Source organism: Nonomuraea bangladeshensis, assembly GCF_039529455.1.
In the GTDB taxonomy this organism is placed as follows: Bacteria; Actinomycetota; Actinomycetes; order Streptosporangiales; family Streptosporangiaceae; genus Nonomuraea; species Nonomuraea bangladeshensis.
This window is the reverse complement of sequence record NZ_BAAAMV010000016.1, coordinates 156,477-168,669: the sequence shown is the minus strand read 5'-3', so window position 1 is coordinate 168,669 and position 12,193 is coordinate 156,477. Positions and strand designations below refer to the sequence as shown.

17 protein-coding genes and 1 tRNA gene are annotated in these 12,193 nt (G+C 66.9%); 12 read left to right on the top strand and 6 right to left on the bottom strand.

Annotation, left to right across the window (positions count from 1 at the left end; all coding sequences use genetic code 11):
• Positions 1-608 precede the first annotated feature (608 nt).
• Entirely contained in the window at positions 609-884 is a 276-nt protein-coding gene (locus tag ABD292_RS43000; protein WP_344218082.1) for a hypothetical protein, read from the bottom strand.
• A gap of 630 nt (positions 885-1,514) precedes the next feature.
• On the opposite strand from ABD292_RS43000, the gene ABD292_RS42995 reads away from it, so the two are divergent.
• From ABD292_RS42995 to ABD292_RS42970, 6 genes are all read left to right on the top strand, one after another.
• Positions 1,515-1,775, top strand: coding sequence for a hypothetical protein (locus ABD292_RS42995; RefSeq protein ID WP_344218080.1), 261 nt, complete (start codon positions 1,515-1,517; stop codon positions 1,773-1,775).
• Positions 1,776-2,350: 575 nt separating this feature from the next.
• Positions 2,351-2,941 (top strand): ATP-binding protein, encoded by a 591-nt coding sequence (locus tag ABD292_RS42990; protein ID WP_344218078.1) that lies wholly within the window; start codon positions 2,351-2,353, stop codon positions 2,939-2,941.
• A gap of 184 nt (positions 2,942-3,125) precedes the next feature.
• Positions 3,126-3,371, top strand: a complete 246-nt coding sequence (locus tag ABD292_RS42985; RefSeq protein WP_344218076.1) for a hypothetical protein — start codon at positions 3,126-3,128, stop codon at positions 3,369-3,371.
• Positions 3,368-3,667 (top strand): hypothetical protein, encoded by a 300-nt coding sequence (locus ABD292_RS42980; protein WP_344218074.1) that lies wholly within the window; start codon positions 3,368-3,370, stop codon positions 3,665-3,667. Before ABD292_RS42985 ends, ABD292_RS42980 begins: the two co-directional genes overlap by 4 nt.
• A 114-nt stretch (positions 3,668-3,781) precedes the next feature.
• Complete coding sequence (locus ABD292_RS42975) at positions 3,782-4,144, top strand: hypothetical protein (RefSeq protein ID WP_344218072.1); 363 nt, start codon at positions 3,782-3,784, stop codon at positions 4,142-4,144.
• Positions 4,141-4,290, top strand: a complete 150-nt coding sequence (locus ABD292_RS42970) for a hypothetical protein (RefSeq protein WP_344218070.1) — start codon at positions 4,141-4,143, stop codon at positions 4,288-4,290. The genes ABD292_RS42975 and ABD292_RS42970 overlap by 4 nt, the downstream gene beginning before the upstream one ends.
• Before the next feature lie 27 nt (positions 4,291-4,317).
• Here ABD292_RS42970 and ABD292_RS42965 read toward each other — a convergent pair whose 3' ends face one another.
• The gene (locus tag ABD292_RS42965) at positions 4,318-4,626 is read right to left on the bottom strand and encodes a DUF6980 family protein (RefSeq protein WP_344218068.1); all 309 of its coding nucleotides are present in this window, start codon (positions 4,624-4,626) and stop codon (positions 4,318-4,320) included.
• A 105-nt stretch (positions 4,627-4,731) separates the two neighbouring features.
• Positions 4,732-4,802, bottom strand: a tRNA-Gly gene (locus ABD292_RS42960).
• A 141-nt stretch (positions 4,803-4,943) separates the two neighbouring features.
• On the opposite strand from ABD292_RS42960, the gene dcd reads away from it, so the two are divergent.
• From dcd to ABD292_RS42945, 3 genes are all read left to right on the top strand, one after another.
• Positions 4,944-5,519 (top strand): dCTP deaminase, encoded by a 576-nt coding sequence (dcd, locus tag ABD292_RS42955; protein WP_026214653.1) that lies wholly within the window; start codon positions 4,944-4,946, stop codon positions 5,517-5,519.
• A gap of 251 nt (positions 5,520-5,770) precedes the next feature.
• Positions 5,771-6,388 carry a DUF47 domain-containing protein gene (locus tag ABD292_RS42950; protein WP_043625094.1) on the top strand — a complete coding sequence of 206 codons (618 nt, stop codon included), beginning with the start codon at positions 5,771-5,773 and terminating at the stop codon, positions 6,386-6,388.
• 9 nt (positions 6,389-6,397) lie between these two features.
• Entirely contained in the window at positions 6,398-7,402 is a 1,005-nt protein-coding gene (locus ABD292_RS42945) for an inorganic phosphate transporter (protein WP_344218062.1), read from the top strand.
• 6 nt (positions 7,403-7,408) lie between these two features.
• Here ABD292_RS42945 and mshD read toward each other — a convergent pair whose 3' ends face one another.
• The gene (gene mshD / locus ABD292_RS42940) at positions 7,409-8,323 is read right to left on the bottom strand and encodes a mycothiol synthase (RefSeq protein ID WP_344218060.1); all 915 of its coding nucleotides are present in this window, start codon (positions 8,321-8,323) and stop codon (positions 7,409-7,411) included.
• Positions 8,324-8,430: 107 nt separating this feature from the next.
• Between mshD and ABD292_RS42935 the strand changes: the two genes are divergently transcribed.
• Positions 8,431-10,230 carry a bifunctional metallophosphatase/5'-nucleotidase gene (locus tag ABD292_RS42935; RefSeq protein ID WP_344218058.1) on the top strand — a complete coding sequence of 600 codons (1,800 nt, stop codon included), beginning with the start codon at positions 8,431-8,433 and terminating at the stop codon, positions 10,228-10,230.
• An 81-nt stretch (positions 10,231-10,311) separates the two neighbouring features.
• The gene (locus tag ABD292_RS42930) at positions 10,312-10,848 is read left to right on the top strand and encodes a GNAT family N-acetyltransferase (protein WP_344218056.1); all 537 of its coding nucleotides are present in this window, start codon (positions 10,312-10,314) and stop codon (positions 10,846-10,848) included.
• Here the strand turns inward: ABD292_RS42930 and ABD292_RS42925 are convergent.
• Both ABD292_RS42925 and ABD292_RS42920 read right to left on the bottom strand, forming a co-directional pair.
• Entirely contained in the window at positions 10,841-11,368 is a 528-nt protein-coding gene (locus ABD292_RS42925; protein ID WP_344218054.1) for a GNAT family N-acetyltransferase, read from the bottom strand. The two genes, ABD292_RS42930 and ABD292_RS42925, sit on opposite strands and share 8 nt — an antisense overlap.
• A 52-nt stretch (positions 11,369-11,420) precedes the next feature.
• Positions 11,421-11,633, bottom strand: a complete 213-nt coding sequence (locus tag ABD292_RS42920; RefSeq protein ID WP_344218052.1) for a hypothetical protein — start codon at positions 11,631-11,633, stop codon at positions 11,421-11,423.
• Between the two features lie 219 nt (positions 11,634-11,852).
• Here ABD292_RS42920 and ABD292_RS42915 point away from each other — a divergent pair, with 219 nt between their 5' ends.
• Positions 11,853-12,191, top strand: a complete 339-nt coding sequence (locus tag ABD292_RS42915) for a hypothetical protein (RefSeq protein ID WP_344218050.1) — start codon at positions 11,853-11,855, stop codon at positions 12,189-12,191.
• The last annotated feature ends 2 nt before the right edge of the window (positions 12,192-12,193 follow it).

The following is a 12,193-nucleotide window of genomic DNA, read 5'->3' as shown; positions in this document are numbered from 1 at the left end:
CCGGGTCGTCGGTCTCGATCTGCCGCGCCAGCCACTGCCCGGGCGTCACACTGTTGTCTACGGCCATCGCCTGGTTCTCCTTCGATCTTGATCTTGCTACTCGAAGGATCACGCGATGGCCGTCTTCGTTTCACGACGCCACGCCTGTGACCAGGTCAAACTCGTACACCACTCCCGTGGACGCAACCGGAAACGCGGAGCCATGCTCCCTCCAGCACGTACGGCGTCCAGCTATGCAATGGCGATCGTAGGGCTGCATCTGTGCGGCGGCGTGGCAACCCCGGATCGGGGAGTACGGCGGGGCCGGCGGGCGGAGGGCCGGGGGTACGACGGCGCGCTGCGCAGGCACAGATGTACGTGTCGACCACCGCGGACCATCCGTCCGGCCACTATGAGCAGCCACCGGCGAAGGCTAGGTGATCCTTCATAATGTGGATCAATTCGTGTCGCGACGTCGCCCGCCCACCACCTATCGGAGCAACGTCCGGAGGCAAGAAACGCTGACCTGGGCATATGCCGGTCGAGTGCCCGTGAGCCCCGTGATGCCCCGCTGATCGCCGTGCGAACGGGCACGCAGCGGGCACGCCAGCGACATCCCTACCCAGGCCCTATTCGGTGAGTGCCCACCCCTGGCTCTGAGCGCGGAGCAGCTCTCGGGCGAGGCCACGGGCGTTGGAGTCCTGCTCCGCGATCGTCTTCAGGGTGCCAACGGCCTGCTCGACTCGCGCGACGATCGCCGTGATGACATCGATCGTCTCACCCTCGTGATCGGTGAACGACTCATAGCCTGGTTCAGGCTGGAAACATCCCCACCAATCGAGCAGGACACAAAGAGCAGTCTGCCTCGGCAGCCCAGGGTGCTCAGTGACGATCTCCAGCAACACGTCGGTGCCTGCGACGGCTGCTGGGTAGAGCGTCCCAGCGTGATCGTTTCCCACGGCCGATCGAATGCCGCCCCCTCGATCCAGGTCATCACGAGTACTTCTGAGCAAGGCCGTAAAGGCATCCGCGACAGTTTCCGGCCGGTACCACCTCGGTCCTGGGATCGCCGCCCAATCCACTGCCTGAGGCTCCATAGGGGCAGCGTACGTCACGCCCTAATTGTCGGCTCCTTGAGCGAGAGAGGTCGAACTGTCACGGTCAGCTCGGGAATTGCAGGCATCTTGCCTTGGTGGGGCGACGACCTGAGGCTAGGGCCGGTCGTGCGTGCCCGTGGTTGCCCCCTCGCCACCGCCCTTAATGGCACGCTAATGGCACGGCGATCAGCCCTCGGCCTGGTGTTTCTCGAGCGACGCACACGCCGCCGTTTGACCACCCCGTCGCCGTGGACCCTGGTGTGCTCGGCTTGTCCCGGGTCGATGGTGGGCGGGATGATCAGGCTCCCACCTCAGCGACCTACGGACTACAGGCCCAAGCGATGATCATCCCCGCAGCTGGAGGGCCCAGCCGGAGGCGTTAGGTTGAAGCCGTACAGATCGAATGCTCGACTTGGCCGCGGCGAAGGGGCGACGGGTGTGGAGATTCGTCCGAAGGTCTGGAATAAAGAGTCACGCAGTGTCCTGCTCAAGTGGACTGCCGGTGTCGTGCTCTTCTTCTTAGTGGAGCTGGTCGTCGACTACATCACTGAAGGGCCTGAAAGGATCACGGCGGCGTACCTTTCGGCGCGCTCTCTCGTGCTCGCCTTTCTCTGGCTGATCGGAGCGATGTTCATATGGCGCTGGGGCTATGTCCGCGCTCTAAGACGGCAGAACGAGTCGAACGGAGTCGAGAAGTAAGGCGCCTCGGCGGAAGGATGGCGGGTAAGCTCAGCTTGGACATAAGTCACTGGCTTGCCGTAGATTCACGATGAAGATCGATAGTTTTACTCCTGAGCCCACCTCCGCTGGGTGCCTCCTATTCCCCACCCTGTCGAGCTTCGGATAGGAGCTCGACAAAGTCGGCCACAAGTTTCGGACTGGCGGCGATGGTCGCGCGGGCAGTCATCATGCGTGGGCTGCCATCGAGGTCAACGACCGTAGCTCCTGCCTCTCAGGCGATGATGACGCCCGCGCGGTGTCCCAGGCATTGTTGCTGAGCATGACGTTGGCATCAATCCTCCCGTCCGCCACCCAGGCGACGACCCTTGACCCGTGGCCCTGGTCTGCTCGGCTTGTCCCGGGTCGATGGTGGGCGGGATGATCAGGCTTTCAGCTTCGCCATCAACATCCCATTTACTCGGCACTGCGGTCATCCTGGAGCCGGAGCGCCCCCGCCGGAGGCTTTGTCTGTGCTGTCACTCATGCGTATGGCTCACGCTGTTCGACGAGGAAATTTGGTTGCTGGAGCCGGGTGAGCTGTCTATGTTGCCACGGTGGGTGAGATTGCGGAGTTGAACGGTCCTACGCTGTTGTGCATTGTTGGGCCTCCAGCGGTTGGCAAGATGACGGTCGCCTATGAGATCGCACAGCTGACGGGGCTGAAGGTCTTTCACAACCATTTGGCCATCGAGCCGGTTCTGCGGTTTTTCGAGTTCGGCAGTGAGCCTTACGTGCGTCTCGTTGGCGAATTCAGGCGACGGGTCTTTGAGGAGGTGGCCGCCAGCGATCTGGCTGGTCTGATCTTCACGTTCGTGTGGGCGTTCGACGTTCCTGCCGATGAGGCTGCGCTGGAGCGTTACGCTGCTCCGTTCCGTAAGAGGGAAGGACGGGTCTTCTATCTGGAGCTGTCCGCGAGCCTGGAGGTGCGTCTGGAGCGGAACAAGGGGGAGCTTCGCCTGGCTGAGAAGCCGTCGAAACGTGATCTCGACTGGTCGCGGCGAAACCTCCTGGAGATGGACGCCAAGTACCAGCTGAACTCGAATGGCGAGTTCAAGGATCGGGCCGACTACTTGCGGATCGACAATACCAAGCTGTCGGCGGCCGCAGTCGCGAAGCTGGCCATCAAGCACTTCGGTCTCGGTTAGCGGTTACAGGTAAAGCTTGCTCGGCTTGGAGATCGTGGGACTGGGCGGCTTCATCTGTCCATGCGCGGCCAGAGCACGGCGCGCGTGAGAACGGCCCCAGGCCGGACGCGCAGCGGGCGGCCGAGCGCAGGGCCGCGCCGGTGGCGCGGAGCGTCGCCGCTTGTGACCCACAAGAGCTACGGCGATGTGCTGGTCGAACGCCGCAGCCTTAGAGGCCTCGGCGATAAGTTCGACCAGATCAGCCACGCCGTTCCTGGGGCTCGTCTTCGGCGGGGCACAGGTGCTCGTCACCACCTCGGCCAATGATCACGTCACCCTGGACGACGTCGAGTTCGCCCGGAGCCTGGCGCGCGAGGCCGCCATGTTCGCCGGTGCGGTGGAGCGCATGTTCCACGGCCTGCCGAACGGGCCGGCGGTGGCGGGTCGATGATGCTCAGCCCGTACACCTACGTCACCGTCTCCATGCGTCCCGGTCAGCCGTCGCGGTTCAACGTCTCCTGCTCAACGGAGCTGCGGGTGCATGCCTGGCTCGGGGACACCGGCAAGCCCTGCCTCGACCTGAACACCTCGAACGCGTCGGTGACCGTCTCGACCTCGGGGCCGGTGACCGACCACGACGTGACCGTTGCCCGCGAGATCTTCAACGCCGCCGCGCGGTACCTGGCCGACTGCGAGCGGCTGCACTCCGGTCAGACGGACAAGGCCACCGGCAGCGAGGCGGCCTGATGCTCAGCAGGGCCGCAGGGAGCGGTGCTCCTGGCCACGTTCGCGAGCCTGCGGTGAGGTGAGATCAGCGCACTGACCCGATCCGACCTCGACCTCGACGCAGGCACACTCCGCGTGCGCCTTGCCTATGTGGAACGCGCCACTGGCGAGCTGGCTCTCGGCCCGCCCAAGTCCAAGGCCGGCAAACGCATTGTCGGCGTCCCGCAGGCGATCATCCCGGCACTGAGGGAACACCTGCGGCTCTACGTGAAGCCCGACGCGGGAGCACTGGTCTTCGCCGGGATCAAGGGCGGACCGATGCGCCGGAGCGGGTTCAACAAGCTCTCCGGGTGGGTGGAAGCGGTGAAGGTGATCGGCGTTCCAGGTCTGCACTTCCATGATCTCCGTCACACGGGGAACATGATCGCGGCGGACTCGGGCGCGGCCTCAAGGACCTCATGGCGCGCATGGGGCACGACAATGTCCGCGCCGCGATGATCTACCAGCACGCTGTCCGGGGAGCCGACAAGCTGATCACGCAGGCGATCGACAAGCACCTCATCGGGCAGCAGAAAAGAGAACACAACGATCAGAGCGACACGGATGACGACGACGGCCCGGCCGCCCTGACGGCGGTGAGGTGAATGAGACCCGCTTCGCGCCTTGCGAGATCAGGCCTGCAGCCAGCGTCCGTCTCGATATTCGACCGGTATCTCGTCATCTGCCGGCTCGATCCCCAGTGCTTCGAGCGCATCGAACCACCGGTCCCGCTGAGATTCAGGAAGGCGTGTCCCGCACCAGGGACAGAACGTGATGATGATGGAGGAGCTGCCGCCATCGTGGATGAGCAAGCCGTACTCGACGAATCGCTCATCGAACCTGATGAGCATGTCTGGACAGTCGGACGAGTCCGGATGCTGATCGCACTTCCAGGTCACCTGGCGAACCATCGACTCGCAGCAGTGCTCGGCCAAGGACACCTCTCCATCTAATGGCACGCTAATGGCACGCAGAGATCAACAGCCCTAGGAAGCACCAAAGCCCAGGCACCGAATCCATCGGTCTACCTGGGCTTCCTCTATGAGAGCGGGTGACGGGAATCGAACCCGCGCTGTCAGCTTGGGAAGCTGATGTTCTGCCATTGAACTACACCCGCGCGCACCCCCCGAAGCTAGCAGCCGACAACCTCACAGCCCGCAGCCTTCGGGAAACTCGCGTCCCCCACTCTAGCGGAACTTTGGCCCGCAACAGCACTCCCGGGCGCCGAACTTCGAGCTCGACCGGTAAGTTGCTCTGCGTGCTGCTATCTGATCGTGACATCCTCGCCGAGATCGACTCCGGCCGGCTGGTGCTGGAGCCCTTCGACCAGGAGATGATCCAGCCGTCCAGCATCGACGTGCGGCTCGACCGGTTCTTCCGGGTGTTCGAGAACCATCGTTACCCGCACATCGATCCGTCCGTGGAGCAGCCGGATCTGACGCGTATGGTGGAGCCGGACGGCGAGGAGCCGTTCATCCTGCATCCGGGGGAGTTCGTGCTGGCTTCGACGTACGAGGTCATCACGCTGCCCGACGATCTGGCGTCCCGGCTGGAGGGGAAGAGCTCGCTCGGGCGGCTCGGGCTGCTGACGCATTCGACGGCGGGGTTCATCGATCCGGGGTTCAGCGGGCACGTGACGCTGGAGCTGTCGAACGTGGCGACGTTGCCGATCAAGTTGTGGCCGGGGATGAAGATCGGGCAGCTGTGCGTGTTCCGGTTGAGCTCGCCGGCGGAGCACCCGTACGGCTCCGCCAAATACGGCTCCCGCTACCAGGGCCAGCGCGGCCCGACCCCGTCGCGCTCCTATCGGAACTTCCACCGTACGAAGATCTGAATCAGATGAACATCAGGTGAACGATCGGGGAACAGTCGGGTGAACGGGCGGGCGTCCCGCCTGATCAGAGGGGCGGGCGCAGGCTCGCCGAACCCGGCTGGAGCTGCAAAAAGGCCCGAAAACTAGCGGCTTTCTCGGTGTCGCACTACCTACGACGGGTAGCCAGTAGGCGAAGGGGACATGAAGTTCGCATTTCGCCTGGTAGGCCATACCCTCTTCCACGGACCATCCCCGCACATCTGGAGAACGACGTGCGCCTGCGTCTCACGCCACGTGAGGACAGCTACTACGACCTGTTCGCCGACTCGGCGAACAACCTGGTCACGGCATCGCGCCTGCTGGTCGAGATCATCAGCGACGGCTCGGACAGGGAAGCCCTGGCTGAGAAGATGCGCGCCTGCGAGCACGCCGGTGACGAACGCACCCACGCGATCATGAACCGGCTCAACGAGAGCTTCATCACTCCGTTCGACCGCGAGGACATCTACCGTCTCGCCTCCAACCTCGACGACGTCATGGACGCGATGGAGGCCGCCTCCGACCTCATCGTCCTGTACCAGCTTGACCACCTCCCCAAGGACGTCGTGCGCCAGGTCGAGGTGCTGGAGCGGGCGGCCGAGCTGACCGCTGAGGCCATGCCGCGCCTGCGCTCGATGAAGAACCTCAACGAGTACTGGATCGAGGTCAACCGCCTGGAGAACCAGGGTGACCAGGTCTACCGCCGGCTGCTGGCCAAGCTGTTCAGCGGCGAGTACGACGCCCTCACCGTCATGAAGATGAAGGAGGTCGTCGACGCCCTCGAGGAGGCCGCCGACGCCTTCGAGCACGTGGCCAACACCGTCGAGTCGATCGCGGTCAAGGAAAGCTAGGCCCGCCCAGTGGACCTCACGCTCGCCCTCGTCATCGGCGTGGTCGTCGTCGCTCTGATCTTCGACTACACCAACGGGTTCCACGACGCGGCGAACGCCATCGCGACCTCCGTCTCGACCCGGGCCCTGACCCCCAGGGCCGCCCTGTTCATGGCGGCGGCCATGAACTTCATCGGCGCCCACCTGGGCACCCAAGTCGCCCAGACGGTCGGCAAAGGCATCATCGACGCACCGGACGGCTCACATGGTCTGGTGATCGTCGCCTCGGGGCTCATCGGCGCGATCGCCTGGAACCTCATCACCTGGTACTTCGGTCTCCCGTCCTCCTCCAGCCATGCGCTGATCGGCGGTCTCGTCGGCGCGGCGCTCGCCTCGGCCAGCGTCGTGCACTGGGACGGCGTGGTCGAGAAGGTCGTCATCCCCATGGTGCTGTCGCCGCTGGTCGGCTTCACGCTGGCGGCGGGCATCATGATCGCCATCTACTGGATCTTCCGGCACGCCCAGCCGGGCAAGACCAACCGCGGCTTCCGCTACGCCCAGACCGTCTCGGCCGCCGCCATGGCGCTCGGGCACGGCCTCCAGGACGCGCAGAAGACCATGGGTGTGATCTTCCTGGCCCTCGTCGTCGGCGGGTTCGCCTCTCCCGGCGACGACATCCCGCAGTGGGTCATCCTGGCCGCCGCGGGCGCGATCTCGCTCGGCACGTACGCGGGCGGCTGGCGGATCATGCGCACCCTGGGCCGGCGCATCATCGCGCTCGACCCGCCCCAGGGCTTCGCCGCGGAGTCGGCGGCGGCGACGGTGCTGTACGTGGCCGCCATCGGGTTCGGGGCGCCCATCTCCACCACGCACACGATCACCTCGGCGATCATGGGTGTCGGCGCGACCAAGCGGCTCAGCGCCGTGCGGTGGGGCGTGGCCGGCAACATCGTGACCGCCTGGATCCTGACCATCCCGGCCGCGGCCGCGGTGGCCGCCGTGTCCTACTTCATCCTCCACGCGATCATCGAGTAAGCGGGATCACGCGATCGCGTACATCACGTCCACGTCCCAGCGGGCGAACCCCAGCCCCTCGTACAGCCGGATCGCGGCCGTGTTGGCCTCGTCCACGTAGAGCATGGCCTGGGCGAGGCCGCGCGCCCGCAGGTGGTCGAGGCCGGCCAGGGTGAGGGCCTTGCCCAGGCCGGTGCCCTGCTGGGAGGGGTCGACGCCGACGACGTAGACCTCGCCCAGCGGCTCGTGGCCGTGCTCGGTTGACTCGGTGGAGCCGTGGATCTTCGTCCAGTGGAAGCCCACCAGCCGGTCGCCGCGGACGGCTAGGAAGAAGCCCTCCGGGTCGAACCAGGGCTCCCGCTCGCGCCGCAGCAGGTCGTCCAGGGTCCACGCACCCTGCTCGGGGTGATGGGCGAAGGCGGCGGCGTTGACCTTGAGCCAGGACTCCTCGTCCTGGCCGGGCACGAACGTCCGCATCCGCACACCTTCCGGCAGCGTGTACGCCGCCAGCGGCGCGAACAGCGAGCGGCGCATCTGCCAGAGCGACCGGACCCGCTCCAGCCCGAACGAGGCCGCGAGCGCCCCGGCAGCGGCGTGGTCGCCGTGGGCCCAGAGACGCAGCCGGCCGCCGGCCAGGTCGAGCACGGCCCGCAGCAGGCGGGCGCCGTTGCCGGCACGCCGGCGCTCGGGGTGGATGACCAGCTCGGCGCTCGGCCCCTCGACCTCGTCGGTCGGATCGACGTGGGCGTAACCTGCCAGAACATCGTCCTGGAAGAGCAGGAGCGAACGGGCTCGCGCGTCGCCGCCGTAGCGGAGGTGGAGCATCACGTGCTCGTTGAGCGGGCGGACGCCGTCGGCCCGCGTCGCGGCCTCCACCAGCCCCAGCACCTCGGCGATCTCGGCGTCGTCCAGTCGTTGCCTGATTTCCACGTGCGCGCTCACACCAGAACTCTAGGCGTACGACTGGCAAATAACGCCATGCGGCAGCCGGGCAAATCGTTACCTTTGCGACATTGGCCGCTTGGATTCCGGCTCTAACGTGGATGGCCATGACGTCTCGTTCATTCCTCCGGCTGGTCCTCGCCGGAGCCGTCGCCTCGGGCGCGGTCGCGCTGGCCGCCGCCCCCGCGGGCGCGGCGAGCCCGGGCAAGGCGAAGGCGCCGCTCACGGTCCCCGTGCGGCTGCTCGCGCTCAACGACTTCCACGGCAACCTCGAACCCCCGACCGGCTCCTCGGGCCGCATGGTGGACGAGAACGGCAAGACCGTCGACGCCGGCGGCGCGGCGTACATCGCCACGCACATGAAGGCACTGACCGACAAGAACACGATCGCCGTGGCCCAGGGCGACCTCATCGGCGCCTCGCCGCTGCTGTCGGCGGCCTACCACGACGAGCCGTCCGTCGAGTTCCTGGGCAAGCTCGGGCTCAAGGTGGCCGCGGTCGGCAACCACGAGTTCGACGAGGGCTACACCGAGCTGCGCCGCATCATGAAGGGCGGCTGCCACCCGGTCGACGGCTGTTCGCCGGCCGGCAAGTGGAAGGGCGCCTCGTTCGACTACGTGGGCGCGAACGTGCTGTTCAAGAACCCGAACGAGCGCACCGACGCGCTCGCCGCGCTCGGCGCCCAGCAGGCGCAGGCGAAGAAGCTCATGGCCGACTGGGGCGTGCCCGCCCTGCCGCCGGTCAGCGTCAAGTGGGTCAACGGCGTGCCGATCGGCTTCATCGGCCTGGTCACCCAGACCACCCCGAACATCGTCACCGCCGAGGGCATCAAGAACCTCAAGTTCATCGACGAGGTCAAGGCCGCGAACGTGGCCTCGAAGATCCTCAAGCTCGTCGGCGTCAGGGCGCAGGTCGTGCTGGTGCACGAGGGCGACCAGGTCAACGCGGGGCAGTCGCCGGACGCCTGCTCGGCCGTCGCGGGCGCGGGCGCGCGCATCGCCACGCAGGTGGACCCGGAGATCGACGTCGTGCTCACCGGGCACTCGCACCAGGCGTACCTCTGCAAGATCAAGGACCCGGCGGGCAACGACCGGCTCTACTCGCAGGGCGGCTCGTTCGGGCGGGTCATCACGCAGGTGGACCTCAAGGTCAACCTGAAGAACCTGGACATCGACCGCTCCTCGGTCGTCGCGGACAACCACGTCGTGACCCGGACGGTCGACCCCGATCCGGAGATCTCCACCTTCGTCCAGACGTGGAAGGACCGGGTGGCCCCGGTCGCGAACAAGGCGATCGGCTCCATCACGGCCGAGCTCAGCAACACCGCCGGCCCCTCCGGTGAGTCCCCGCTCGGCGACGTCATCGCCGACGCCCAGCTCGCCGCCACCCGGACCGGCGGCAACGCGCAGATCGCGCTCATGAACCCGGGCGGCGTGCGGACCTCGCTCAACTACCCCTCCTCCCCGGCCGGCGAGGGCGACGGGGTCGTGACCTACGGCGAGGCGTTCACCGTGCAGCCGTTCAACAACCTCATGCAGGTCGTGACGCTGACCGGCGCCCAGCTCAAGACAGTGCTGGAGCAGCAGTTCACCGGCGGGCCCAACAACCAGGCGTTCACCAAGATCCTCCAGCCCTCCGCGAACTTCACCTACACCTACAGCACCAGCGCCCCCTGGGGCTCCAAGGTGTCGGACATGAAGATCGACGGCGTGCCGGTGACGGACACCCAGACCATCCGGGTCGCCGCGAACAACTTCCTGGTCGGCGGCGGCGACGCCTTCGCCGCCTTCACCGAGGGCACCGACCTGTGGAGCGGGCCGCTGGACATCGACGCCTTCGTCGACTACCTCGGCGCGAACAGCCCGATCACCCCGCCGGCCACGAACCGCATCACCGTGACCGGCTGAGCTCGACCAACGGGCCTGCCGCACGGCGGGCCCGTGAAAATCAGTTGCCAGGGGCCCGGCCCGGTGGCCATCGTCGGGCGGATGCGCATCGAGTTCACGAGGTTCGCGGCGGCCGACGCCGCCGCCCTGGCCGACTTCCTGACCGGCGAGGAGTGGCCCTACCACGCCGGCGTCCAGGAGCGGGAGGCCGTCCTGCGGCGGGCCGCCGAGGGCGGCTACGACGACGACGGCAACCGCACGTTCTGGATCGTGACCGGCGGCGAGCGCGTGGGGCTGGTCAGGCTCCAGGACCTCGACGACGACACGCCGATGTTCGACCTGCGCGTACGGGCCGCCTGGCGCGGCAAGGGCCTCGGCACGGCGGCCGTCGCCTGGCTGACCCGCTACCTGTTCACGGAGTTCCCGGGAATCGAGCGGATCGAGGGCAACACCCGCCAGGACAACCGCGCCATGCGCGCGGCCTTCCGCCGCAACGGCTACGCCAAGGAGGCGCACTACCGGCGGGCCTGGCCCGCCCCCGACGGGACGCGCCACGACACGATCGGCTACGGCATCCTGCGCGCCGACTGGGAGTCGGGCGAGGTCACCCCGCCCGACTGGGGCGACGAGCTCACCTGAGCTCGGAGCTGAGCAGCCCCATCATGAGGAAGTCGTGCCGCTTGCCCCGCGTGCGGAAAGCCTCCCGCCTGCGGCCCTCCTCCACGAACCCGACCTTCGTGTACGCCTGCACCGCCGCCGCGTTGTCGGCCACCACCCACAACGTGATGCGGTGCAGGCCCATCTCCTCGAAGGCGTAGCGGCAGACGACCCGCAGGGCGTCGGTGGCGTAGCCGCCGCCCCAGCGGTCGCGGTCGCCGATGGCGATGCTCTGCAGCTCGGCCTCGCCGTGCCGGAAGTCGGTGTCGCCGAGGGCGACGTAGCCGATGAGCTTGCCGTCGTCGAGCGCCTCGATGCCGAGGACCATCTGCTCGAAGGTGTTGCGTGGGCGGTTCTGGCCCTTCTCGATGTTCTGGGCGAGGGAGATGGGCGGGGTGCCGTCCATCCACCGGCCCACCTCGGGGTCGTGGTACCAGCGCCACAGCTGCTCGCTGTCGGCGGGTTCGAGGGCTCTCAGTCGTACGCGTCGTCCGGTCAGCACGCCGGCCAGATCTACCAGGCCGGCGCTCGCGCCCGCAAAGGGATTTCCGGGGTCAGGCGTACAGGAAGTAGAAGTTGTACTGGGACTCGCAGTGCCAGAAGCCCCACCAGCCCTGGCTGTAGCCGTACTGGCCTATCCGCTGGCACTCGGAGTAGTCGTAGTAGACGCCTCGCAGGCTCTCGGCGTGCGCCGGGGCGGCGGTGAACGTCGTCAGCGCGCCCCCCACCAGCAGAGCCGAGACGAGCAGAGCACGTGCTTTGCGCATCGATACCTCCCGCGGAACGGTTCCTGCCGGGATTGTCAGGGAAAAAGGCGCTCAACCCTCGCTCGGACAGCGGGTAAAGCGCAATGGAAGGGCCTGATCAGGAGAAACAGGGCATAAGGCCACTGAAAGTTTCACCCGCGCTCATGGCGGTTTCAAGCGCGACCACGCCGGGTAAGGCCGTCGGTAATTTCTGCGCTACCTGTTGTTCAGGAGCCACAAATGTCCGCTGTCACGCTCACTCCCGCGGCTCGTGAAGCTCTGCGTGACGACGAAGTGGTGTTCTTCGACTGGCACGTCACCGGCCTCTGCTGCGCGGACGCCGGCGAGTTCTCCGTCCGGCCGCTGCGCCGCTCCCGCCTGCCGAAGCGGGCGCGCGGCCTGCTGCCCGGCGTCGTGTACGCGCACCCCACCGCCTGGGTGCACCTGGCCGGGGCCCCGGTCGCGATCGACTGCCGCCCGCTGTGGCGCTGGCGGCGCTTCACCACCGATCTGCCGCCGGACGCCGGCCTCCGCTGCTGCCTGGGGCGTCCGCTGTATGGCTCTTCCCATGGGAGGTAACC

Coding starts and splice junctions, on each gene's coding strand:
- ABD292_RS42935 (WP_344218058.1), top strand. CDS start 8,431: ATGACGTCTCGTTCATTCCTCCGGCTGGTCCTCGCCGGAGCCGTCGCC.
- ABD292_RS42920 (WP_344218052.1), bottom strand. CDS start 11,633: ATGCGCAAAGCACGTGCTCTGCTCGTCTCGGCTCTGCTGGTGGGGGGC.
- ABD292_RS42970 (WP_344218070.1), top strand. CDS start 4,141: ATGATCTACCAGCACGCTGTCCGGGGAGCCGACAAGCTGATCACGCAG.
- ABD292_RS42915 (WP_344218050.1), top strand. CDS start 11,853: ATGTCCGCTGTCACGCTCACTCCCGCGGCTCGTGAAGCTCTGCGTGAC.
- ABD292_RS42980 (WP_344218074.1), top strand. CDS start 3,368: ATGATGCTCAGCCCGTACACCTACGTCACCGTCTCCATGCGTCCCGGT.
- ABD292_RS42985 (WP_344218076.1), top strand. CDS start 3,126: ATGTGCTGGTCGAACGCCGCAGCCTTAGAGGCCTCGGCGATAAGTTCG.
- ABD292_RS42930 (WP_344218056.1), top strand. CDS start 10,312: ATGCGCATCGAGTTCACGAGGTTCGCGGCGGCCGACGCCGCCGCCCTG.